The organism is Acidobacteriota bacterium (assembly GCA_028874215.1).
Lineage (GTDB): Bacteria > Acidobacteriota > UBA6911 > RPQK01 > JAJDTT01 > JAJDTT01.
In genome coordinates this window covers 62,251-84,808 of sequence record JAPPLF010000093.1, presented here as the reverse complement: position 1 = coordinate 84,808, position 22,558 = coordinate 62,251, and the positions used below count along the sequence as shown (strand labels likewise).

20 protein-coding genes and 1 pseudogene are annotated in these 22,558 nt (G+C 63.5%); 10 read left to right on the top strand and 11 right to left on the bottom strand.

What is annotated here, in order from left to right:
• Nucleotides 1-5 precede the first annotated feature (5 nt).
• Nucleotides 6-146: a hypothetical protein gene (locus tag OXT71_18500; GenBank protein ID MDE2928382.1), complete on the top strand. Its 141-nt coding sequence runs from the start codon at nt 6-8 to the stop codon at nt 144-146.
• A 106-nt stretch (nt 147-252) separates the two neighbouring features.
• On the opposite strand, the gene OXT71_18495 is transcribed toward OXT71_18500, so the two are convergent.
• The 4 genes from OXT71_18495 to ccsA are packed head-to-tail and all read right to left on the bottom strand — an operon-like array spanning nt 253 to nt 4,100.
• Nucleotides 253-1,056, bottom strand: a complete 804-nt coding sequence (locus OXT71_18495) for a uroporphyrinogen-III synthase (protein MDE2928381.1) — start codon at nt 1,054-1,056, stop codon at nt 253-255.
• Entirely contained in the window at nt 1,053-1,991 is a 939-nt protein-coding gene (hemC, locus tag OXT71_18490; protein ID MDE2928380.1) for a hydroxymethylbilane synthase, read from the bottom strand. Before hemC ends, OXT71_18495 begins: the two co-directional genes overlap by 4 nt.
• Nucleotides 1,988-3,253, bottom strand: a complete 1,266-nt coding sequence (gene hemA, locus OXT71_18485) for a glutamyl-tRNA reductase (GenBank protein MDE2928379.1) — start codon at nt 3,251-3,253, stop codon at nt 1,988-1,990. Before hemA ends, hemC begins: the two co-directional genes overlap by 4 nt.
• A 43-nt stretch (nt 3,254-3,296) precedes the next feature.
• Nucleotides 3,297-4,100 (bottom strand): cytochrome c biogenesis protein CcsA, encoded by an 804-nt coding sequence (gene ccsA / locus OXT71_18480; GenBank protein ID MDE2928378.1) that lies wholly within the window; start codon nt 4,098-4,100, stop codon nt 3,297-3,299.
• Nucleotides 4,101-4,298: 198 nt separating this feature from the next.
• Here ccsA and trpS point away from each other — a divergent pair, with 198 nt between their 5' ends.
• The 7 genes from trpS (at nt 4,299) to ribB (ending at nt 9,879) form a co-directional block, all read left to right on the top strand.
• Entirely contained in the window at nt 4,299-5,306 is a 1,008-nt protein-coding gene (gene trpS / locus OXT71_18475) for a tryptophan--tRNA ligase (protein ID MDE2928377.1), read from the top strand.
• On the top strand, nt 5,300-6,013 hold the full coding sequence (locus OXT71_18470) for a segregation/condensation protein A (GenBank protein ID MDE2928376.1): 714 nt from the start codon (nt 5,300-5,302) through the stop codon (nt 6,011-6,013). Before trpS ends, OXT71_18470 begins: the two co-directional genes overlap by 7 nt.
• Nucleotides 6,007-6,540, top strand: a complete 534-nt coding sequence (gene scpB / locus OXT71_18465; GenBank protein MDE2928375.1) for an SMC-Scp complex subunit ScpB — start codon at nt 6,007-6,009, stop codon at nt 6,538-6,540. The genes OXT71_18470 and scpB overlap by 7 nt, the downstream gene beginning before the upstream one ends.
• Before the next feature lie 198 nt (nt 6,541-6,738).
• Nucleotides 6,739-7,512 carry a pseudouridine synthase gene (locus OXT71_18460; protein MDE2928374.1) on the top strand — a complete coding sequence of 258 codons (774 nt, stop codon included), beginning with the start codon at nt 6,739-6,741 and terminating at the stop codon, nt 7,510-7,512.
• A gap of 7 nt (nt 7,513-7,519) precedes the next feature.
• Nucleotides 7,520-8,140 carry a riboflavin synthase gene (locus OXT71_18455; GenBank protein MDE2928373.1) on the top strand — a complete coding sequence of 207 codons (621 nt, stop codon included), beginning with the start codon at nt 7,520-7,522 and terminating at the stop codon, nt 8,138-8,140.
• Nucleotides 8,085-8,714, top strand: coding sequence for a hypothetical protein (locus OXT71_18450; protein ID MDE2928372.1), 630 nt, complete (start codon nt 8,085-8,087; stop codon nt 8,712-8,714). The genes OXT71_18455 and OXT71_18450 overlap by 56 nt, the downstream gene beginning before the upstream one ends.
• A gap of 28 nt (nt 8,715-8,742) precedes the next feature.
• The gene (gene ribB, locus OXT71_18445; GenBank protein ID MDE2928371.1) at nt 8,743-9,879 is read left to right on the top strand and encodes a 3,4-dihydroxy-2-butanone-4-phosphate synthase; all 1,137 of its coding nucleotides are present in this window, start codon (nt 8,743-8,745) and stop codon (nt 9,877-9,879) included.
• Nucleotides 9,880-9,931: 52 nt separating this feature from the next.
• On the opposite strand, the gene OXT71_18440 is transcribed toward ribB, so the two are convergent.
• Nucleotides 9,932-10,963, bottom strand: a complete 1,032-nt coding sequence (locus tag OXT71_18440) for a VWA domain-containing protein (GenBank protein MDE2928370.1) — start codon at nt 10,961-10,963, stop codon at nt 9,932-9,934.
• Between the two features lie 154 nt (nt 10,964-11,117).
• On the opposite strand from OXT71_18440, the gene larE reads away from it, so the two are divergent.
• Both larE and ggt read left to right on the top strand, forming a co-directional pair.
• On the top strand, nt 11,118-11,957 hold the full coding sequence (larE, locus tag OXT71_18435) for an ATP-dependent sacrificial sulfur transferase LarE (protein ID MDE2928369.1): 840 nt from the start codon (nt 11,118-11,120) through the stop codon (nt 11,955-11,957).
• A 62-nt stretch (nt 11,958-12,019) separates the two neighbouring features.
• Complete coding sequence (gene ggt / locus OXT71_18430) at nt 12,020-13,738, top strand: gamma-glutamyltransferase (protein ID MDE2928368.1); 1,719 nt, start codon at nt 12,020-12,022, stop codon at nt 13,736-13,738.
• 8 nt (nt 13,739-13,746) lie between these two features.
• Here ggt and OXT71_18425 read toward each other — a convergent pair whose 3' ends face one another.
• From OXT71_18425 to OXT71_18400, 6 genes and pseudogenes are all read right to left on the bottom strand, one after another.
• Entirely contained in the window at nt 13,747-15,105 is a 1,359-nt protein-coding gene (locus OXT71_18425; protein MDE2928367.1) for a glycerate kinase, read from the bottom strand.
• The gene (locus OXT71_18420) at nt 15,102-16,238 is read right to left on the bottom strand and encodes a hypothetical protein (protein MDE2928366.1); all 1,137 of its coding nucleotides are present in this window, start codon (nt 16,236-16,238) and stop codon (nt 15,102-15,104) included. Before OXT71_18420 ends, OXT71_18425 begins: the two co-directional genes overlap by 4 nt.
• A 19-nt stretch (nt 16,239-16,257) precedes the next feature.
• Nucleotides 16,258-17,910, bottom strand: a complete 1,653-nt coding sequence (locus tag OXT71_18415) for an N-acetylmuramoyl-L-alanine amidase (GenBank protein MDE2928365.1) — start codon at nt 17,908-17,910, stop codon at nt 16,258-16,260.
• A 97-nt stretch (nt 17,911-18,007) separates the two neighbouring features.
• Nucleotides 18,008-18,457: pseudogene (locus tag OXT71_18410) on the bottom strand (lytic transglycosylase domain-containing protein).
• 280 nt (nt 18,458-18,737) lie between these two features.
• Nucleotides 18,738-21,380 carry an alanine--tRNA ligase gene (alaS, locus tag OXT71_18405; GenBank protein ID MDE2928364.1) on the bottom strand — a complete coding sequence of 881 codons (2,643 nt, stop codon included), beginning with the start codon at nt 21,378-21,380 and terminating at the stop codon, nt 18,738-18,740.
• 129 nt (nt 21,381-21,509) lie between these two features.
• Nucleotides 21,510-22,454: a branched-chain amino acid transaminase gene (locus tag OXT71_18400; protein MDE2928363.1), complete on the bottom strand. Its 945-nt coding sequence runs from the start codon at nt 22,452-22,454 to the stop codon at nt 21,510-21,512.
• Nucleotides 22,455-22,558: the final 104 nt, after the last annotated feature.

Sequence of the window (22,558 nt, the reverse complement as noted above, 5' to 3'; positions counted from 1 at the left end):
GTCTTGTGAAGTTCCGGCAGACGGGAGTCGATCCCTGGGAGGAAGACCCCGCCGAGCTCAAGGAATGGTACGGCCACTGGGACCCGGAGACGTTCGATCTTGAGCAGGCCAGGACCCACTTTGCCTGGCCCGCCAGCAGTACCTGACGGCAGTCCTGGGAAAGCGCGAAACCGGGGATGGAACTCTTCCGAAACCGGGCGGCGAAGAATTGTCAACGCTCGCCCTGGTCGTAGTGTTCGCGGCACTGTTCTTTCACAATCGTCTCCGAGCACCCTTCTGGTCGAAATAGTTGCAGATGGCCGCGAACAGTCCCGGGATGGTGGATTCCCGGGATTCGACCGCTATTTGGATTCCATGCTCGCAGGCCGTTGCCGCCGTGATGGGTCCGATGGCGGCGCAGGGAACGGACCGAACGCCGTCCGGATCGGTCGCCAGATTCATCAGATGGCGGACGGTGGACGAACTCGTGAAGGTGATGAGATCGGGTGCGCCCGCTTCGAGGGCCTGCTTGAGCGCCACTCGACTCTCCTCAGGGACCACCGTGTCGTAGACGGGAACTACCTCCACCTGAGCGCCGTGGCGGGTCAGTTCCCGGGGCAACAGGGAGCGGGCCTGGCTGGCTCTTGGAATCAGTATATTCAGGCCTTCGATCCGGTTCGAGTGAAGTTCCAGAAACGCCTCCAGGACGCCCTCCGCCTGGTAGCGCACCGGCACCAGGTGAACCTCCCGGCCGAACCGTTCCACTCGCCGGGCCGTGGCCGGTCCGATGGCGCAGATTCGGGGGGGCGGTCCATCCTTCCCGGACATGGGAGCGTCCGACTCCCGTGCCCGTGAGAGGAAAATCTCGGCCCCGTTGACGCTGGTGAAGAAGAGCCAGTCGAACCGGTGGGCCCTGGCGATGCATGGATCCAGCTCCCGGTTGGGCCGGGGCACGATCTCGATGGACGGGATCTCCACGACGTCGGCGCCGGCTTGGCGCAGGAGCCGGGAGAACTCGCTCGCTTGCGTGCGGCTCCGGGTCACCAGGATCTTTCGTCCTTCCAACGGACGGCTCATGCCGGCCCCCTTTCCTCCAATTCGCGAAGGATTTCGCCGCCTCCCCGGGAGAGGATCGACTCGGCGGCGTCGAGGGCCATCTGCGGAAGCTCCTGTTCGGGTCCGTGGACGCGGTGGCGGAGACTGATGGGCCGGTAAGGGCTGGCCAGGACGGCCTGAAACTCGCTGCCGTCGGACGTGAGGGAGGCATGCGCCCCCATGGGAACCTGGCAGCCTCCGCCCATTCGCTCCAGGAACCGCCGTTCGGCGTCGGTGCAGACGCGGGTCGGAGGATGGTCGAGGGCAGCCAACAGGTCCCGGGTCTGCCGGTCGCCGCACCGGCATTCCACCGCCAGGGCGCCCTGTCCGATGGCGGAAAGCATCTGGTCCTGGGAGAAGGTGAATGCGATCCGGTCTTCCAGGCCGAGTCTCTTCAAACCGGCGGCCGCCAATACGATCCCGTCCAGGCGTTGCTCTTCCATCTTCCGGATTCGCGTGCCCACGTTCCCCCGCAGAGGTAGGATCTCCAGGTCGGGACGAAGTAGCCGCAACTGGACGGTCCGTCTCAGTGAACTTGTGCCGATCCGGCCGTTTCGGGGGATCTCCCTTGGACTTCGAACGGCGAGCGAGGAAACCAGCGCGTCCCTTGGGTCCTCACGTTCGGGAATGGCGGCCAGGCAGAGCCCCGGGGGCAGCTCGGAGGGCAGGTCCTTGAGGCTGTGGACCGCCAGGTCGATCTCCTCCCGGAGGAGGGCATCCTCGATCTCCTTGACGAACATCCGCTTCACCGAGAGTCCCGCGAACTGCGGTTCGGGCCGCGGTTGGTCTCCGCTGGTACGGATCACCCGGATCCGGGTCGTGACGCCGGGGTGGCGCCGCTCCAGTTCGCGGCAGACGATCTCGGCCTGCCGCAACGCCAGGGGGCTGCCCCGCGATCCCACGCGGATTCGCGTCATTCCCCTTTGTCCAGACCGAATGCCTGCTTGATCATCTGGATGTTGTGCAGGCGCCGCTGCGGGTCCTGCGCCGGCGACTTGATCTCCATGATGATGGGGTGCGCGATGCGGCGGGCCGTCTTGCGGAGAATCTGTTCCATCCGGTTGGAGTCGGCGTCGGTCATTCCCTGGCGGCTCTGTTCCAGTTGAGCCAGGCAGATCTCTTCGAGGCGGCCTCTCAGGTCGGCGATGAGCGGGCCGAGGCTCATGGAAGCGATGCGCTGCATGTGGCGCTCGGATTCCCGCCGGACGATCTCCTCGGCCAGCTCGGCTTCGCGCCGGCGTTCCCGCAAATTGGCCCCGATCACCGTCTGCAGGTCGTCGATGTCGTAAAGGAAGACGTTTTCGATCTGGTTCACCCGGGGGTCCACGTTCCTGGGGACCGCAATGTCGATGATGAACAGGGGCGCGTATTTGCGCCGGTGGACCGCGTCATTGACGGTCTCGGGACCCAGGATGTAGGAGTCGGAACTGGTGGAGACCAGCAGGATGTCCGACTCGGGCAGGCGCTCTTCCAGGTCGGCCAGAGGAATCGACGTGGCGCCGAAAAGCGAAGCCAGTTGCCGGGATCGCGCCTCGGTCCGGCTGGCGACGAAGACCCGGGAGATCCCGGAGCGGACCAGGCTGCGGGTGGCCAGTTCGGCCATCTTGCCCGCGCCCAGCAGCAGAACCGACTTGCCCTTGAGACTGCCGAAGATCTTCCGGGCCAGCTCCACCGCCACCGAACTGACCGAAACCGCGGATTGGGAGATGCCGGTATCGGTCCGGACCCGTTTGGCGACCCGAAACGCCGACGGAAGAAGGGCCTTCAGCGCCGTTCCCGCGGCTCCCGCCTGCCCCGAAACGGCGTACGCCTGTTTCAACTGTCCCAGGATCTGGGCTTCTCCGGGAACCATGGAGTCGAGGCTGCTGGCCACCCGGAAAACGTGTACGACGGCATCCTGCTCCCGCAGGGCGTACAGGTATTGCTCAAGCGAATCGGGCTCCAGCGAGTGGTAACGGTAAAGGAAGTCCTTGATGCCGTCGATGGTCTCTGCGTCGTCTCCACCCTGGGCCAGAACTTCGACCCGGTTGCAGGTCGAAAGGATCATGCTCTCCCGCAACTGGTAGTCGCGGCGCAACGCCTCCAGGGCCGACGCGACCGCTTCCTCGCGGAAGGCGACCCGTTCCCGAATTTCGATGGGAGCCGTCTTGTGGCTCAATCCGACCAGGACAGGATGCATGTTCGAGGTCTCTCCGCTCCGCTTGTGGAGGGGAACGATGGGGCTAGAACTGGTGAAGGCCTCCAAAGTAGCTGGCGCCCAGATAGGTGAACAGCACCCACAGGAATCCGGCCATGCTCACCACCGCGGCTCTCTTTCCCCGCCAGCCCGCCGTCAGCCGCAGGTAGATCAGAGCCAGGTAGATGCACCAGGTGACCATGGCCGATACGACCTTGGGATCCTTGTGCCATCCGTTGACCCAGTCCTGCTCGGCCCAGACGATCCCCGTCAGGAGCCCGGCGGTCATGAAGGAAAAGCCGGCCACCAGGAACTTCAGGAACAGGTCGTCCAGCGTGGTCAGGGAAGGGAGCTGATAGTAGAAGGTCTTGGGTTTCTTGTTCTTGAGCTCGCGTTCCTCGAACACGTAGAGGACGCCCGCCACGAAAGTGACCAGAAACATGCCGTAGGCCAGGAACATGAGCGGCGTATGCACGTAGAGCCAAGCGCTGCTAAGCATTGGTTTTATGGGCGAGGCCTTCAGAAAGACCGTGCCCAGCATCAGTGCCGCCACCGCCGGCAGCAGAAAGGTGCTCAGGGCCCGGATCCGGTACCGGACGTAGGAAACGAAAAAGCACAGGGAGACGGTCCAGGCAAAAAACCCCAGGGAATCGCGAAGACCGGTGAGCGGAAAGTGTGCCGTCTCCACCGCGGAAGCGATGAGGAATCCGGAGTGCAATCCGAAGCCGATCCCCACCGTGACGACCGCAATTCGAAAGAGGGCTGCCTTGTTGGCGAAGAAGACGAGAGTGCTGAATGCGAGTCCGGCCACATAAAATGCAAAGGCGGTGTTGAAAAGGAGGCCGCTCACGGGGGGCCATTATAGTAGAGCCGCGACTTTCCTGTCGCCGACGAGAGGCCACAGGAAAGTCGCCTGGCCCAGTCGGCGACAAGAATGTCGCCGCTCCGGAGTCGCCTTTCCCCCGGTTGCGAGACGGGGGTATCTGGTAAATCATGGGCGTCGCTTTCGAATGCGGACGGCGGCCGCGGCAATAGGGAGGCCGAAAACGTGACCAAGAAACGGGTTTTCAGCGGCATGAGGCCGACGGGACGGTTGCACCTGGGACACCTCATCGGCGCCCTGGACAACTGGGTCGGCATGCAGGAGGAGTACGACTGCATCTACGGAATCGTGGATTGGCACGCGTTGACCTCCGAGTACCAGGACACCCGCGCGGTCCAGGACAACGTGATCGAGATCGCCATCGACTGGATCGCGGCCGGCCTCGATCCTGAAAAATCGGTCCTGATGATCCAGTCCCTGGTGCCGGAGCATGCCGAGCTCCATCTGCTCTTGTCCATGGTGGTTCCCGTGCCCTGGCTGGAGCGGGTTCCCACCTACAAGGAGCAGGTCATGCAGTTGCGGGAGAAGGACCTCTCCAACTACGGCTTCCTGGGATATCCGGTTCTGCAGGCGGCCGACATCATGATCTACAAGGGCGAAGTCGTGCCCGTGGGCGAGGATCAGGTTTCCCACCTGGAGCTGGTGCGGGAGATCGCCCGGCGCTTCAACCACTTCTTCGGCCGCGTCTTTCCCGAACCCCAGGCCAAACTCACCACCACGCCGCGGCTGCCGGGCACCGATGGCCGGAAGATGAGCAAGAGCTACGGCAACGTGATCCAGTTGTCGGAAGACCCGGGCAAGATTCGCCGCAAGGTCATGACCATGGTCACCGACCCGGCGCGGGTGCGCCGGACCGACCCGGGCGACCCTGAGGTGTGTCCGGTCTTCGACCACCACAAGGTCTTCACGCCGCTCGAGGGACAGGAATGGGCGGCGCAGGGTTGCCGGACGGCGAAGATCGGCTGCATCGACTGCAAGCGCCGGCTGCTCGAAGGAATGATCCCGGTCGTGGAGCCTTTGCACCAGAAGCGCGTCGAATTGGAGAAAGACCGGGAGAGCGTGAAGGAGATCCTGGTGGAGGGCAGCCGGCGAGTTCGGGGCCGCGCCCGGGAGACCTTGGGGGAGGTGCGTCAGGCCATGAATATAAATTACGACCGGCGTTCGCAATGGTGACCGAGACGGAGACTTGCCAGGTTCAGCTCGATGTCTTCGAGGGCCCGCTGGACCTGCTGCTCCACCTGATCCGGACCCAGGAACTGGACATCCGGGACATTCCCATCGCCCGGGTGACCCGGCAATACCTGGACTACCTGCAGTTGATGCGGGATCTGAACATGACCGTGGCCGGTGAATACCTGGTCATGGCGGCCACGCTGATCCACATCAAGTCCAGAATGCTCCTCCCCGAAGACGACTTGTCCGAGCCGGAACCGGAGGAAGATCCCAGGGAGGAACTGGTCCGGGATCTGCTCCAATACGAGCAGTTCAAGAAGGCGGCCCACCTGCTCCACGAAAAGGAGATCCTGGAGCAGTCCTCCTGGACCCGGGGAACGAACGAGTTCGCGGAGGAGGAAAAGGAGATGGTCGTGGTCGATCTCTTCGACGTGGTCCGGGCGTTTCACCGGATCGTGAACCGGTACAAGGACCGGATCCTGGTGGAGATCGATCGGGACGACGTGACGCTGGACGGCAAGATCGACGAGATTCGCCGGCTCCTCCAGTTGGAGGGCGAGTTCTTCTTCTCACTCTTCTTCAAGCGGGGCATTTCCCGGCGCCACCTGGTGGTTGCCCTCATGGCGCTCCTGGAACTGGTCCGGCTGGGCGAGATTCGACTCTTCCAGAAGGGCGCCTTTCAGGACATTCGAATCGTGGCATGTTGAAGGATCCGCTCGCTTCACAGATCCTGGCGGTTCTCTTCGTCGCCAAGGAACCCGTATCCATCCCTCAACTCCACCAGGTCTTTCCGGAGACTTCCTCCCAGGACCTTTCCAGGCTCGTGAGGGAGGTGGCGAAAGAGTTCAATACGGTTCAGGACTCGGTGGAGATCCGGCAGGTCGCCGGAGGCTACCGGATGAACAGTCATGCCCGGCACCACGAGACCATCCGCCGGTATCTGAAGAGCCGGCCTTCGGCGCGGCTCTCGCTGGCCGCACTGGAGACGCTGGCGGTCATTGCCTACAAGCAGCCGGTGACCATGCCCGAGATCGCCGAGATCCGGGGGGTGAAGGGAACCTCGACGATTCGGACCCTGCTGGAGAAGAAGCTCATCGAGGCTCAGGGCCGCAAGAAGACGGTGGGACGCCCGATCCTGTACGGCATCGGACGGCAATTCCTGGTCCACTTCGGCCTCAACGATCTGAGCGAGCTTCCGACTCTCGCCGAGTTCGAGGAGATTCTTTCCAGCTAGAAGATTCCCGGGGCGGCGGTTTCCCAGCCGCCGATTCTTGAGTTGCCGGACCAGGCGATTAGGAAATCGCCCTTCCGGCCGGAGCGGCGGTTTCCTAACCGCCGAACGCCGATGCAGCAGTCGAACGCGCGAGGAGCCGCTGAAGGACGGGGGGACAGGAAAGTTCCCCCTCGTGGCGCGTAAGATCTACCCGGAACGATGTGGCGTCTGCAGAAAATCATGGCCCACGCCGGCCTGGCTTCCCGGCGGAAGTCGGAGGAGTTCATCCTCCAGGGCCGAGTCACGGTCAACGGAAGAGTCGTCGACCGGCTGGGAACGCGGGCGGATCCGGCCCGGGACGAGATCCGGATCGACGGTGTCCTGCTGCGTCCGGAGAAGACCGAATACTACATCGTGAACAAGCCGCGCGGCGTCCTGAGCGCCGTCTCCGATCCCCGCGGCCGGCCCGTCGTCACCAGGTTGGTCCCCTCCCGGGTCCGGTTGGTTCCCGCGGGCCGGTTGGACTTTCAAAGCGAGGGCCTGATGCTGCTCACCAATGACGGGGACCTGGTCCGAAACGTCACCCGTGCCGGTGGGCTGGAGAAGGTCTACCACGTCAAGGTGGCGCGGTCCCCGTCGCCGGCCGCGCTCCGGCGCCTCCAGCGCGGGATTCGTGCCAAGGGTAAACGGATGGCGGTCCACCGCATCCGATTGCTGGAGCCGGGAAACAACCCCTGGTACGAAGTGGTTCTGGTGCAGGGCAGGAACCGGCAGCTCCGGATCATGTTCGGGGTCGTCGGCCACCTGGTCATGAAGCTGAGACGGGTCGCCATCGGCCCGTTGAGGCTGGGACGACTGGCGCCGGGGCAATACCGGGAACTTGCGGATTGGGAGGTCCGCCGGCTCAAGCGGGGGAATCGAGCGGCGCGCCGGAAGGGTGTCAGCCCCCGTCGTAGTAAACTGGCCAGGCGGCAAGCCGTGAAGCGAGGTTAGAAATCGCATGTTCACCGGAATCGTGCGGGAGACGGCCCCGATCAGGGAGCAGGAGATGGGGCCTTGGGGGGCGAGGCTGACCCTGCAATGCAGCCCCGGGCTCCTCGGGGCGTTGGAGATCGGTCACAGCATCAGCGTGGACGGCGTGTGCCTCACCGTATTTCGCATGAACGGGCAGGCCTTCCAGGTGGAGGCGACACCCGAAACCCTGCTCCGGACCAATCTTTCGGACAAGCGAACCGGAGATCCACTGAACCTGGAGCCGGCGGCGAAGCTTTCCGATTTCCTGGGGGGCCACCTGGTGCAGGGACATGTGGACGCGCCCGGACGCCTGGTCTCCAAGCTGCCCGAAGGGAACTCGTGGATCTTCCGGATCGAGGCGCCGGCGGAAGTGTTGCGCTACTGTACTTTCAAGGGAAGCATTGCCGTCAACGGCGTGAGCCTGACGCTGTCGGCGTTGAATTCCAAGGGCTTTGAGGCCACAATCATTCCCCACACCATGGCGGTCACCAACTTCGGGACGATGGCGGTCGGGGATCGAGTGAACCTGGAAGCGGATCTGATCAGCAAGTATGTGGAAACACACGTTCGTCACCATACTGGGCAGCCTGCTGATTTTTCCGGCTAGCTCGAAGGCGGCAGGCGCCGGATCCTTGGAGGTGGGGCCCAACTCGGTTCTCATCTACAAGAGCTACTCGGGTCCCGTGGAACGGGAGTGGATCCTGCGGTTGGCGCGTTTCGGTCCCGACGTGGTCCTGGAGTGGGAGTCCTTCGCCAATCAAGGAACCCTCCATCTCTTTCGCAACTCCGTGCTCAACGGGACCAGTTTCAGTCTCTTCGGACTCTTCGAGCCGGGTGTGGAAAAAGAGTCCAAGAAGGTCATGACGATCTGGTTTTCGCGGAAGACCTATGGAGAGCTCGTGTCCAAGGGCAGGACGCGAATCAAGGTGAACCGCTTTCCCCGCAAGCTCGAATTGCTGGAGGACGATCGTTTCCGGCTCAGTGTGAATCGGCGCCCGCACGAGGTCGCCGTCATACGGGCGGAGGATGATCGGGGCGCCGAATGGGTGTTGTTGAAGGACCCGGACAATCCCGTCCTTCTGGAATATACGGAACGCAAGTATCGTCTCGCCCTGGTCAGTTTTCAGACCCGGTCTCAGGTTTCGCTGCGTTGGCTTCGCCGGCTCCCGCCGGTGAAGTAAGGAAGAATTGTAGGAGCAGTCTTCAGACATGAGCCTGGATTCCATCGAGAACGCCATCGAGGACATCCACGACGGCAAGATGATCATCGTGGTGGACGAGGAGGACCGCGAGAACGAAGGTGACTTGACCATGGCGGCCGAAAGGGTGACGCCGGAGAGCATCAACTTCATGGCCACTCACGGCCGCGGCCTGATCTGCATGCCCATGACTCCAGAACGGCTGGATCGGCTGGAGATCCCTCTCATGGTCTCCAGGAACGAGTCGATGTACGAGACCGCCTTCTGCGTCAGCATCGAAGGCCGCCGGAACGTCTCCACGGGAATCTCGGCCGCGGACCGGGCCACCACCATTCTGACCGCCATCGACCCCAGAACACGTCCGGAAGACTTGATCCGGCCGGGGCACGTCTTCCCGCTCCGGGCCCGGCCCGGAGGCGTCCTGGAACGGGCCGGCCAGACCGAAGCGGCCGTGGATCTGGCCCGGATCGCCGGCCTCGACCCGGCCGGCGTCATCTGCGAGATCATGAACGAGGACGGCACCATGGCGCGGTTGCCCGACCTCCAGCGTTTCGCCGCGCGGCACGGCATCAAGATCGTATCGGTCGTCGACCTGATGAAGTTCAGGCTCCGGACCGAACGGTTCGTCAAACGAATCCAGGAGATTCCTTTCGAGTGCGAGCAGGGCCGGTTCCAACTGGTCCTGTATGAAAATGAGCTGGACGGGAACCGTCACGTGGTCCTGACCAAGGGCAGGGTGAACACCGATGAACCGGTCCTGGTTCGAGTCCACTCCGCTTTGTTGTTGGGAGACGTCTTTTCCGGATTGAAGCATGACTCGGGACGCGAACTGCGGAAGGCCCTGGAGTTGATCCAGGCCGAGGGCCGGGGAGTCCTGGTCTATCTCAGGTACACCGACAAGGAGGACCGGCTGTTGCGGGAGATCACCGGAGAGATCCAATATCCCGCCAATTTCCGGGACTATGGCGTCGGAGCCCAGATTCTGGCCGATCTTGGTCTACGCAACATCCGGGTGCTCACCAACCACCCCAAGAAAATCGTCGGCCTGGAGGGCTTCAACCTGAACGTGGTGGAGCAGTTGAGCATTCCCGTACGCCGTGCCGGAGACGGGCAAAAGGAACGGCGGGGAGTGGCGAGCGGGAAGTAAGGAGCGGGAGAAGGTACGCCGGAGCAGCACGATGGGGCCGCTCCGTCGTCGTCTACTTGTCTCTTTTTTCAGCCAGGTAGCCTCTCCGGTGGGCGACCTTGAGCTTGTCGATCTTGCCGTCCCCGTTGACGTCTACCTTCACTTCCACCTTGATCCGGCGCAGCTTCCCGTCCTTCTTGGTGTTGGTCGAGATATAGCCCAAGGAGTACTGGTTCCGCAGCAGATTCGCGATGGTCATAAAGATGTTGGGGAACTGGGTCACGAAGCGGGGAAAGAACGCCTCTCCTCCGGTGTACTTGGCCATCTCCTTCAAGACCACGTCGGCCTGGTAGAAGTCCATCCTCGTCGTGGTGGAAAAACGGTCTTCGTACCGGAGCCTCAGGTTCTGGCCGATGCTGATGGGATAGATCACCGCGTTGGTTCTCTTGACCTTGTCCAGGGCCTCTCCCATGTTCTTTCGGCTGAAGGTGTCGAGCCCGGTCGAGAGGAGCACGACGGCAGTCTTGCCTTCCGCCTCTTCGATTCGGTCCAGGACGTCGAAGATGGTGTCGTAGAGGTTGCTCTCCCGGAAGCCGGGATAATTCAGGCGCTGCAGGGCCCGATAGACCTCGAATTTGTCCTGGGTGAAGTCCACCAGGATTTCAGGCTTCAGGTCGTAGGCGACCACTGCGACCCAGTCATCCTTTCGCATGTTCTCCGCGAAGATCCGGGACCCGAGCCAAGCCTCGTAGAGCATCTCCCAGGGCAGGACGGCGCTGTATTCGGTCACGAGGACGGCCGTGATGGGAGCTTCGATGGGACTGAAGTGGGTGAGCTTCTGCTTCACCTTGTTTTCATAGACGTCGAAGTGTTCCTGCTGAAGCCCCTGGATCAGGTTTCCCTTGCGGTCACGGACCGTGACGTCCAACCGCACCTGATCGACCTCCACCGTCAGGGCGGCCCGGCCCTGGGGCCGGTCCCGCTCCTCCTCGATCCGGCGGGACTCGCGGTCGGATCCCTGGCTCGCGGCCAGGGCCGCCGTTGGCGCCGTTCCAACGATGACGAGGAGAGCAGCCAGCAACAGAAGTTTTGGCGTTAGTTTCATGGTTTCTCCCAGGCTTGAGGACGCCGGTTGGATTGCCTTCATATTAACATATGGGGAGCCTCCCGACCGGAATCGGCGCCGGTGACGAGTTCGCAAGTCCGACCGGATCGGCTCCTCATTCCTCATGCCTGCTCCGGGTGGTAGAATCGCGGCAGTGGATCCCGAAGAGAAAGAAAAGAATCTCTTTCAGTACCTGGAACGGTATCGCCGAGTCGTCGTGGCGTTCAGCGGCGGCGTCGACAGCAGTTACCTGGCCTTTTGCGCCCATCGGATATTGGGCAACGAGTCGCGGGCCGTCACGGCCCTGTCGCCCTCGGTTTCCGGTTACCAGCGAAGGCTGGCCCTGGACTTCGCCCGGCGCTACCGGTTGAATCACACGCTGATCGAGACCCGGGAGATGGACAATCCCGACTACGCCCGGAATCCCACGAATCGCTGCTACTTCTGCAAGGACGAACTCTACGTCCATCTGAAGAGACTGCTGCAGGAATGGAATGCGGAAGCGATTCTGGACGGCTCCAACATGGACGACATCGGCGACTATCGGCCCGGCCGGCGCGCCTCCCGGGAGCAGGGCGTCCTGAGTCCGTTCATCAACGTGAAGCTGAGCAAGGATGAGATCCGGTCCCGGTCTCTCAAGTGGGGTCTCCCCACCTGGGACCTGCCGGCCATGCCGTGCCTCTCCTCCCGCTTTCCCTACGGCGTCGCCATCACCGAGGAGAAGCTGCAACAGGTCGATGCGGCCGAGGCCTACATCCGGAGCCTGGGGGTGGTCAGCTTCCGCGTGCGTCACCACGAGGAACTGGCCCGGATCGAGGTCGACCGGGCGGAGCGCCACAAGCTGATGGATCCGGGTCTTTTCGACGACATCAACCGCAAGCTCCGCTCCCTGGGGTACCAGTACGTAACTCTGGATTTGCAGAGCTTTCGGTCCGGCTCCCTGAATCAGGTGGTGAGTCTGGAACTTTCTTCCGCACAGTCCAGGAACACCTGACGCCCGAAACCCTTACTGCCTGCTGACTCTTGGACGTCACCTCGAATAGCCGGAATTACGCCATGATTTCGTTCCACCGTACGGCATCTGCACCCCGGCTGCCGGGCTGGGTCCTGATCCTGTTCGTCACCACGGGTCTCCTCTCCTGCCGTCCCGAGGTGACGGCTCCGGGCCCCACCGTCGCTTCCCGGGGGATGGTGGTCAGCTCCAGTCCGTTGGCCAGTCAGGCGGGTGTCGATGTCATGCGCGAAGGTGGGAACGCCATCGACGCCGCCGTCGCCGTGAGCTTCGCGCTCGCCGTCGTGCACCCCATCGCCGGCAATGTGGGAGGCGGGGGGTTCCTGCTCTACCACGATGCCGAGACCGGCCGGGAGATCAGCGTGGACTATCGCGAGATGGCCCCCGGCGGCGCCGGCCGCGACATGTACCTGGACGCCGCGGGGGAGGTGGTTCCGGAGTTGTCCACCGTCGGTTACTTGGCCTCGGGGGTACCCGGTTCAGTGGCCGGGCTCCACTTGGCCTGGAGCCGTTTCGGGACGCTTCCCTGGAGCCGGTTGCTGGAGCCGGCCATCGAACTGGCCCGGAGCGGCTTCGTAGTGGAAGAACACTTCGCCCGATCGCTGGAGTCGGCAGCTCCCCTCCTGGAGCGGTTCGACGAAACCCGGCGCATCTTCCTGCCCGGCGGAAGTCCCCCGGCGCCCGGCCGGACCTTCACGCAGCCCGACTTGGCGCGCACGCTGGAGGCCGTTGCCTGCAATGGCGCCGAGGCCTTCTACCGGGGCGAGATCGCCGAGCTGATCCAGCGGGACATGGAGGCTCACGGCGGGATCATGACGCGGGAAGACCTGGCCAACTATGTGGCCCGGATCCGGCCTCCGGTCCGGGGGCGTTACCGGGGTTATGAAGTCGTGTCCATGGGTCCTCCCAGCTCCGGGGGCGTGATCCTCATCGAGATGCTCAACATGCTGGAGTTGGCCGGTCGCCGGCAGGAGACCACTGGGCGGCTCCATCTGTTGGCGGAAATCATGCGCCGTGCCTTCGCCGACCGCGCCGCGACCATGGGGGACGCGGATTTCGCCGAGGTGCCCGTCGATCGTCTCCTTTCCCGGGAACATGCCCGGGAACGGTTGGGGGATCTGGACGAGACGGCCGCTACCGAGAGCAGCCAGGTTGCCGCGGGTCCCTTTGCCGAGGAGTCGCCGCAGACCACGCATCTCTCGGTGGTGGACCCCGCGGGGAGCGCGGTGGCCATCACCACCACCATCAACGGTAATTTCGGTTCCGGCGCCACCGTCAAGGGAGCCGGATTCCTGCTGAACAACGAAATGGACGACTTCACCTCCCGCCCGGGAGTCCCCAACATGTTCGGGTTGCTCCAGGGCGAGGCCAACGCCATCGCTCCCGGAAAGCGGCCGCTGAGCGCCATGACGCCCACCCTCGTCAAGCAGGACGGCAAGGTCCTGCTGGTTCTGGGGAGTCCCGGCGGACCCACCATCATCAACACGGTTCTGCAGATCATTCTCAACGTGTTGGACCAGGAGATGGATCTGTACGCGGCCGTCGATGAGCCCCGGATCCACCACCAGTGGATGCCCGACCGGATCGTGGCCGAAACCGGCGCCTTGTCCCGAGAGGTCGAAGCCGAGTTGGAGTCACTGGGACACGAGGTGGTCTATCGCGGCCGGATCGGCGATGCCCACTGCATCCGCGTGGACCCTGTCAGCGGCCTGCGGGAAGGTGTGGCCGACCCTCGCCTCTGGGGCGAGGCCCGCGGTTTCTGAACCGCGGGTTAGCTTCCCACCAGGATGAACCGGAGGTCCATCACGTTGGTCTGGGTGGGGCCGGTGATGATGAGGTCGCCCAGCTTCTCGAAAAAGTGGTAGGAGTCGTTGTCGCCCAGGTAGGACTCCGGATCGAGTCCCAGCGAACGGGACCTTCGTGTGGTTTCCGGTCTGGCCCAGGCCCCGGCGGCGTCGGTGGGACCGTCGTTGCCGTCCGAACCGATGGAGGCGATGAGCACCGGCTCGGCTCCCCAACTTTCCATTTCGCGGGCGCACCAGAGGGCGAACTCCTGGTTCCTGCCGCCTTTTCCCGATCCGGTGACTCTGACCGTGGTCTCCCCTCCGGAGATGATGCAACAGGGTGGGGCGACCGGAAGGCCGCTCTGGAGCACTTCCCGGGCGATGCCCACGTGGACCTTGGCCACGTCCTCCGTGTTGCCGTAGATGGAGGAAGAGAGGATCAGGGGTGCGAAGCCCAGGCGGCGGGATTCGGCTGCCGCCGCCTTCAGAGCCAGGATGTTGCTTCCCACCACCCTGTTCTGGACCTTCACGAAGGCCGGGTCGTTCTCTTTGGGGGTCTCCCGCGGGGCGTCCACTCCACCGGCGGCGCCCTCCTGCAGATACCGCAGCACGGGACCGGGCACGGCGGTCCGGATCCCGTACTGCCTCAGGATTCCCAGACAGTCTTCGAAGCGGGTGGGATCGGGAACGGTGGGTCCCGAGGCGATGCTGCTCAAGTCGTCCCCGACCACGTCGGAGAGGAGCAGGGAAACCACCTGGGCGCCGTGGGTGTGCCGCAACAGGCGGCCTCCCTTGAATCGGCTCAGGTGCTTCCGAATGGCGTTGATCTCGTGGATGGTGGCGCCCGAGTTCAAGAGGACGGAGGTGGCCGCCTGCTTGTCGGAGAGCGTGATTCCCGGGACGGGGCAGGGAGTCAGGGCCGAGCCGCCCCCTGAGATGAGCACCAGGAGAAGGTCCCGGGACGTCAGGTTCCGGTCCAGGAATTCCAGGATCCGGGACGCGGCGGCGACGCCGTTCTCATCCGGTTCGGGATGCCCGGCCTCCATCACCCGGGTTCTGTCCAGAACTCCGCCGTGCCCGTACTTGACCACCACCAGACCACCGCTCAGACGATCTCCCAGGATCTGTTCGACGGCGCGGGCCATGGGAACGGCGGCCTTCCCGGCGCCGGCCAGGAAGACCCTGCGGAACCCCCTCAGCGGATAGTTCCGGTCTCCCACGCGAAGCACTTCATCGTCCAGAAACAAGGAGTCTCGAACCGTCCGGCCCGGATCCACCGCCGCCAGAGCCGCACGGTAGACAAGCTCGAGGACCCTTTCCAACCGGATTGACTTCCCGCCGGTCATGATTTTCGGAATCCCGGCCAGGATGGCCTCTCGACGCGGTCCGGCGTGGGAGCGGACCCCGACAGATTCAGGTGTATGGCGTCATTCCTGGACGACCACGCCGGGAAGCGTTCGTCAATCCGGTGCCAGATGTAGCCGAGGAAACAGCCGAAACCGAAGCTGCCCACGATGAAGCAGACGGTGGCCAATGCCGTTCGCAACAGCATGTCCAGAAAACTCCGGGCCTCGCCCTTTGGCTCCACCTGAACGGTCCGGTCATGGACCCATTTCACCGCCGGCGCCCATTGAACCTCTCCCAATACGGCCTGTGCCCTGGATTCGGTTCCCAGAAAGACAGCCAGCAGCAAGCCGCTCCGCTTGATGTAGATACCGTCGGGAGAAAAGAACGAATGCAATGAGTTCTGCAGCTCGAGGAAGTACTCGGCCGCCAGGGACGGGGTCGGGTAGGCCAGCAGAAACAGGGAACCGACCTCCGGGCCATAGTCCGCGAAGGCGACTTCGACCCGGTCCTGGAAACCGATCTTGTCCATGAGCGGGTCGGGGAAGCGATCGTTATTGGCCAGGGCCGCCGGCCCCAGATAGATGCCGACCGATTCCGTGACCAGGTCCTGACGCGGCAGGTGCAACACCGTCACGGGATGGAGATTGACGATGGGGATCGCTTCCACGAGAGCCGCCACGGCGCCTTTGAGCTGATCCCGCGCCCGGGGTCCCGGTCCGGCGGTGAGTCGAAACAGAAAGGGGCCCCGCCAGAAGATACAACTCCCTTCTCTGTAGCGGTTCTCCACCGGCAGCTCGAGCCGGTCCCGGGCGCCGGGCCGCAGCAGCGAATCGAGCCGGTACAAGCCGAATGCGCCCTGCTGATGCAGCGTCTCGTGGACCTCCATTGCCAGGGGCGAGTCGCCAGGTCCCTGGAGGCGCCACCGGGAATAGGACTGAACGGCGTATTCTTCCAGCACGGGCCGCGAAAAATCCCCGGCCGCCCGTTCCGGGCCGGCTGACTTCTCAAGCAGGTGGAATCGGTACCCGGACAACCGTTCCAAATACTGCTGAACTCCCGCGGGCGAATCCTGGGAATGGAGTGGCGCCAGGAATGCGGAGAAAACAAACCCGTAGAGCAACGGCACTCTCACGGTTCAAACGCCTCTTCTTTCACTTCTTTTTCCCCTTTCGGTCCCGCACCTGAATTCCGGCCAAGTCTCCCTGGGAGCCGGCGTTAGCCAAGTCTTGGAGGTACTGTTTTACACCCTCGAACAGGGCTTCGGCGACCCTTTGATGGTTCTCGGCAGTGGTCAGGAACCTCTCTTCGTCCGGATTGCTGATGAATCCGACCTCGGTGAGGATGCTGGGCATGCTCGCTCCCATGAGCACGATGAAGGGAGCCGTCTTGACACCGCGGTTCAGGAATGGCCGGCGGTGCTTCTTGATTCCCGAGAACAGGTTGGCCTGTACCACACCGGCCAATTTACGCGACTCGGCGTTGTGGGTTCCCTTGGTGATCTGGCGCACCAGGTCTTCGAGCTCTCCGACCGTGCGTTGGGATGCGGCGTTCTCCCGCGTGGCCACTTCCTGCGCCGACGCGGACCGGGCAAAGTTCAGGTAGAAGGTTTCCGCCCCGGTGGCCCGTCTCCCGTGGCTGGAGTTTCCGTGAATGGAGATGAAGAGATCGGCCTGGTGCTGGTTGGCGATGGCGGTACGCTCTTCCAGGGGGATGAAACGGTCGTCGTCCCGGGTCATGATCACCTGGGTGCCGAGGCGCTGTTCCAACAACGGCTTCAGGCGTTTGGCGATGCTCAGGACCAGGTCCTTCTCCCGCAGGCCTCCGGGACCGATGGCTCCCGCGTCGTGACCGCCATGGCCGGGGTCCACGACGACACGTCCCACCTTCAATCCCAACACCCGGGTGAGGGTGAGGTCTTCCTGCGGTCCGCGTTTGGCGGCCCGCCGCGTTTCCGGAGGTTTTCTGCGAGTCGCAACGGCCGAAGGGGCCGGACGAGCCGGTCGGGCGGTGCTGAACTCCCGGGTCGTTTTGGCCTTCCGCCCGGAGCCGTGGCCATGGGTATCGATGACGATGCGAAACGGTTCGAACAGGGCGAACACGGTTTGTTTTCGGATCTTGTTGTAGTCCAGAACCACACGGACCACCTCCGGGCGGTTTCGGGCGACACGGATCCGTTTGATGAAGACGCCGTCCACGCTGATGGTTCGTCCATTCAGATCGGGCCCCGGGCGGGTTCCCGCAAGGTCGAAATAGATCCTGTCGGGTGACTGGAGGACCTGTTTCTCGAACTGCACCTCCCGGTCCAGTTGGATGACGACGCGGGTGTAGTTCTCGCTGGCGCGGTAGCGAATCTCGGAGACCACGGCCAGAGGCGTCTTTCCGGAAACCGGGGCCTTTCGGAGGACCGGCGTTTCCAACTGTTCGGCCCGGTCGAGGGCGGGGCCGCGATGGCGCGACCGCGGGTATTCCCGGGCCAGGCGGCGATAGGCGCGAACGGCTTCCCGGCGGTATTCGCCCTGCGGCGCACGATCGGCCATGCGGTCGTACAGGGTTGCGACGGCGTAAATGGAATCGGCGGCGATTTCCGGATCCGGATCCAGGTCGACGACTCGGCGGTAGAGTGAGACGGCCTTCCGGTAGTCGGGAATCGTCCGCTTGGATTCCGGCTTGGCCAGCAGCTCAAGTCCGAACCGGAAGGCCTCGGCGTAGGCCGATTCAGCGGCCTTGCGGTCCTGACTCAGGATCGGGGACCCGCCAACGACCACCAGGAACAGCGCCGGAAGCAGACGAAATCGGATCAGCACAGTCACACTCCTTTGGCCCCGGGGTGGACTGATACCAACCGCAATTGTACACACTGCGACTGTCAACTTCGAAAAGGCGAGTGTGGGGCGCCCGGCCCTAAAAGGGATTCGATTGGGGGAGGTTGGTCAGCAGAACCCGTCCACCCGGTTGGACCACCCGAAGGATCCGGTCGCCGGGGACGCGGGCGGAGGCGAATCCGTAGAGCCGCCGGACCTTTTTCACGTAGTCGATGGTTTCCGGGTACGGAGGGACGCCCCCGTAGCGGATCACCGCGTTCTCTCCCGCGTTGTATCCGGCGAGAGCCAGTTCCAGGTCGCCTTGGAAATAGTCGAGGAGGAATTCCAGGTATCGGACTCCTCCTTCGATGTTCTGGACCGGATCGAACACGTCGCGGACGCCGAACCGGCGAGCCGTATCGGGGTGCAGTTGCATCAGCCCCAGGCATCCCTTGGGAGAGACGGCTTCCGGGCGGAAGTTGCTTTCGACGCGGATGACGGCGTTCACCAAATCCATGTCCACGCCGTAGCGCAGAGAGATCTCCTGTACCGTGGATTGATAGAGGCCGGGTCCGCGGCCGGGTTGAGACCGCAGGCCGTGCCGTTCCGGCCGGGCCGGGGCCAGGTTGGTGAGCACGCGCACGCCGTCTTCTCTCCAATAGCTGTGGATCCGGTTCGCCAGCAGGGAAGGCGACGCCGTCAGCAGCACCAGCAACAAAACCATCATTTGCCGGATAGGATGCTCCGGCCGCCGGGATGGCCGAGTCGAAATCGGGATGATTCGATGCGTTGCGCTGGTCGCCGCCATTCGAGCCAGTATAACCCGAATCTCAGTTCAGCGACTCTTCCACCAGCCGGTAGGTCTGCTCCAGGGCTTCTCCCAGCCGGGAAACGTCCCTGCCTCCGGCTTCGGCCATGTCGGGCCGTCCGCCTCCGCCTCCCCCCACCAGCCGGGCCAGCTTGCGGATCAGAACGTGGGCCTGGATCCGATCGGTCAGATCGTCGCTGACCATGGCGATCAGGCTGACCTTCCCGTCAATGGGCGTTCCCAGGACCACGACCCCGGACTGGAGCCGGTTCTTGAGTTGATCGGCCAATTGGCGCAATGAGCTCCGGTCCAGATCCGCCACCTCTTCGGCCACGACGCGAATTCCCCGGACCCGGCGCGACCGGTCCAGGGTGTCCAGGCTCTTCTGCCCGGCCAACTTCAACTGCAGGGCGTCCACCTGCTTCCGGACCTGCTTGAGGTCCTCCAGGGACTTTCGGATCTCCTCTTCCAGGGCCGTCATGGGAGTCTTCAATCGCCGGGAGAGGCTGGATACGACGGCATCCATCCGGGAGTAACGGGACATGGCCGCCTCTCCCGTCAGAGCTTCGATTCTCCGCACGCCGGCGGAGACGCTTCCCTCGCCGGTGATCTTGAAGAGGCCGATCTCTCCGGTCCTTCCCACGTGGGTGCCGCCGCAGAGCTCCAAGCTGAAATCGGGAATGGAGACCACCCGCACCTGCGAATCGTATTTCTCTCCGAAAAGTGCGGTGGCGCCTTCCTCGAGAGCTTGATCCAGGCTCCGGACACGGGTGTCGACACCGCTGTCGCGGCGGATTTCCCGGTTGACCAGATCCTCTACCTGGGAAAGCTCCTCAGGCGTCACCGACCGAAAATGGGTGAAGTCGAACCGGAGACGATCGGGGGCGACGAGAGATCCGGCCTGCTTGACGTGGACTCCCAGGATCCGGCGCAAGGCGGCGTGCATGAGGTGTGTCGAAGTGTGGTTTCGGGCGGTGGCCCGCCGCCGGGGAAGATCCACGCTGGAGCGAACGGCGTCTCCCGGCTTGAGCTCGCCCTGTTGGACACGGACGCGGGAGAGGCGCAGTCCCTGGGCTGGAGTGTAGGTGTCGAGGATCCGGAACCGGGCGGAGTCGGTCTCCAGAGTCCCACGATCTCCGACCTGGCCTCCCGCCTCGGCATAGAAAGGACTGCGGTCCAGCACCACTTCGCCCTCTTCTCCAGGTCCCAGCCGCGGAACCAGTTTCTGGTTCTCCACCAGCGCCAGGACCGAGCCCGGGACGGCTTCCAGTTGCTCGTAACCCGTAAACTCCGTTTCGTACCCCTTTCCGGCCAACTCCTGGTGCACCGGCTGCAGAGTCTTGCCCGCCCCTTTCCAACTGGCGCGGGCCCGCTGCCGCTGCTTCTCCATCTCGGCGAAGAAACCGGGCTCGTCGATCTCCAGGGAGCGCTCCTGGGCCAGGTCCCGCGCCAGGTCCAGGGGAAACCCAAAGGTGTCGTAGAGCCGGAACAGATCCTTGCCCGGAAGGGTTCCGCCATCCGATCCCCGAACCCGGTCCACGATCTCTTCGAACAGGCCCATTCCGTGGTCGAGCGTGGCCCGGAACTTCTCCTCCTCGTAGCGCACCACCCGCGCCAGGTACTCCCGTTGGGGCTCCAGATCGGGATAGGGCTCGCTCATCAGATCGGCCGCCAGGGTGGCCAGAGTGAACAGGAAAGGCTCTTCCTTCCCCAGCAACTGACCGTGGCGAGTGGCGCGCCGCAGGATTTTTCTGAGCACGTAGCCGCGGCCTTCGTTGTCCGGTATGACCCCGTCCCCGATGAGGAAAGCGCAAGCGCGGCTGTGGTCGGCCAGGATGCGCAGGCTCACATCCGTCCGGTCGTCGTTTCCGTAGGAGCTGGAGGTGAGGCGCGCGGCCTCCTGGATGAGAGGTTGGAACAGATCGGTGTCGTAGTTGCTGGTCACGCCCTGAAGAATCGCCGTGATGCGTTCCAGACCCATGCCCGTATCGATGGACGGCGAGGGCAGGGAAGTGGTTCGGCCCTGGGAATCCCGGTTGAGCTGCATGAAGACCAGGTTCCAGATCTCCACGTAACGGCCGCATTCGCATCCCAGCTCGCAGTCCCGGTGACCCAGCGGACTGACGCCCAGGTCGAAGTGCAGCTCGGCGCAGGGTCCGCAGGGACCGGTGTCTCCCATGGCCCAGAAGTTGTCCTCCTCTCCCAGGCGGTAGACCCGCTCCCGGGGAACGCCGATATCTTCGCGCCAGAGTCCGTAGGCTTCGTCGTCGTCCTTGTAGACCGTGGCGTGGAGCCGGCGGGCCTCGAGGCCGTACACCTCGGTGCACAAGTCCCAGGCGAATCGGACGGCCTCTCGCTTGAAGTAGTCTCCGAACGAGAAGTTCCCCAGCATCTCGAAGAAGGTGTGGTGGAGGGGCGTTCGGCCCACGGTGTCCAGATCGTTGTGCTTGCCGCTCACCCGCATGCATTTCTGGCAGGTGACGGCACGGTTGTATTCCCTCTGTTCCAGGCCCAGAAAGACTTCCTTGAACTGATTCATCCCGGCGTTGGTGAAGAGCAGCGTCGGGTCGTCTCCTGGAATCAGGGAACTGCTCTTGACGACGCGATGGCCTTGTTCCCGGAAGAAATCCAGAAAGGTGGTGCGGATTTCCACGGATGTCTTCATGGTTGCGTTCCCAGGTTGAGGGCGGCGGTTCGGAGGGACGGGTGAGGCGTTTCGGAAATCATCCGGCCCCCGCCGGGTCCGGGGGCGAAAATCGTGCGCGATCGTCACGCCCCTGGTGAGAAATGCGGGCTATGCTCCGACGCGAGCCTCCCGATAGACGCTGGTCATCCAGCCGTGCCGATCCTCCACCTCGCCTCCGACGTAGTCGAAGAAGTCTTCCTGAATCCGGCTGGTGACGGGTCCCCGTCTCCCCGGGCCCACGGCGATGCCGTCCACGGAACGGACGGGGGTGACCTCTGCTGCCGTGCCGGTCAGGAAGACCTCGTCGGCGATATAGAGGCGCTCGCGCGATATCTGCTCTTCAATGACGGGGTAACCGCGTTCCCGGGCCAACGTGATCACGGCGCCCCGGGTGATTCCCGGAAGGATGGCGCTGGCCATCGGTGGCGTCGAGATCGTCCCGTCCTGAATCACGAATATGTTCTCTCCCGCGCCCTCGCTCACCAAGCCGTTCGTGTCGAGCGCGATGCCCTCGGTGTACCCCTTCAGGGTGGCCTCCATGTTGATCAGGGTGCTGTTGATGTAATTGCCGCCCACCTTGGCCAGGGTCGGAAAGGTATTGGGAGCGGCCCTGGCCCAACTGGAGACACAGACGTCGACCCCCTGTTCCAGGCCTTCCTCTCCCAGATAACGTCCCCATTCCCAGACCAGGATGACCACGTCGATGGGATTCTTGAGGGGGTTGACGCCCAATTCTCCGTAGCCACGGAAGATCAGCGGCCGGATGTAGCACGCCCGCAGGGAGTTTGCCCGGATCGTCTCCAGGATCGCTTCCTCGATTTCGGCCCGAGAAAAGGGAATATCGGTTCGGTAGATCTTGCAGGAGTTGAAGAGGCGCCGAACGTGCTCCCCGAAATGGAAGATCTCGGGACCGCGGCGAGTCTCGTAGCAGCGGATCCCCTCGAACCACGAGGTGCCGTAGTGAAGGGCGTGGGACATGACGTGAACAGTCGCCTTTTCCCACGGAACCAGCTTTCCGTTGTACCAGACGAAACTGCTCTTGGGCTCGGTCATAACGATTCAGAATAGGTGCCGGTCCGGTTCAAGTCAAACTCCGGAGCCGGTGTTTGAGCATGCTCCAATAATAGCGAACCACAGGTGACATCCGATTTGATGCC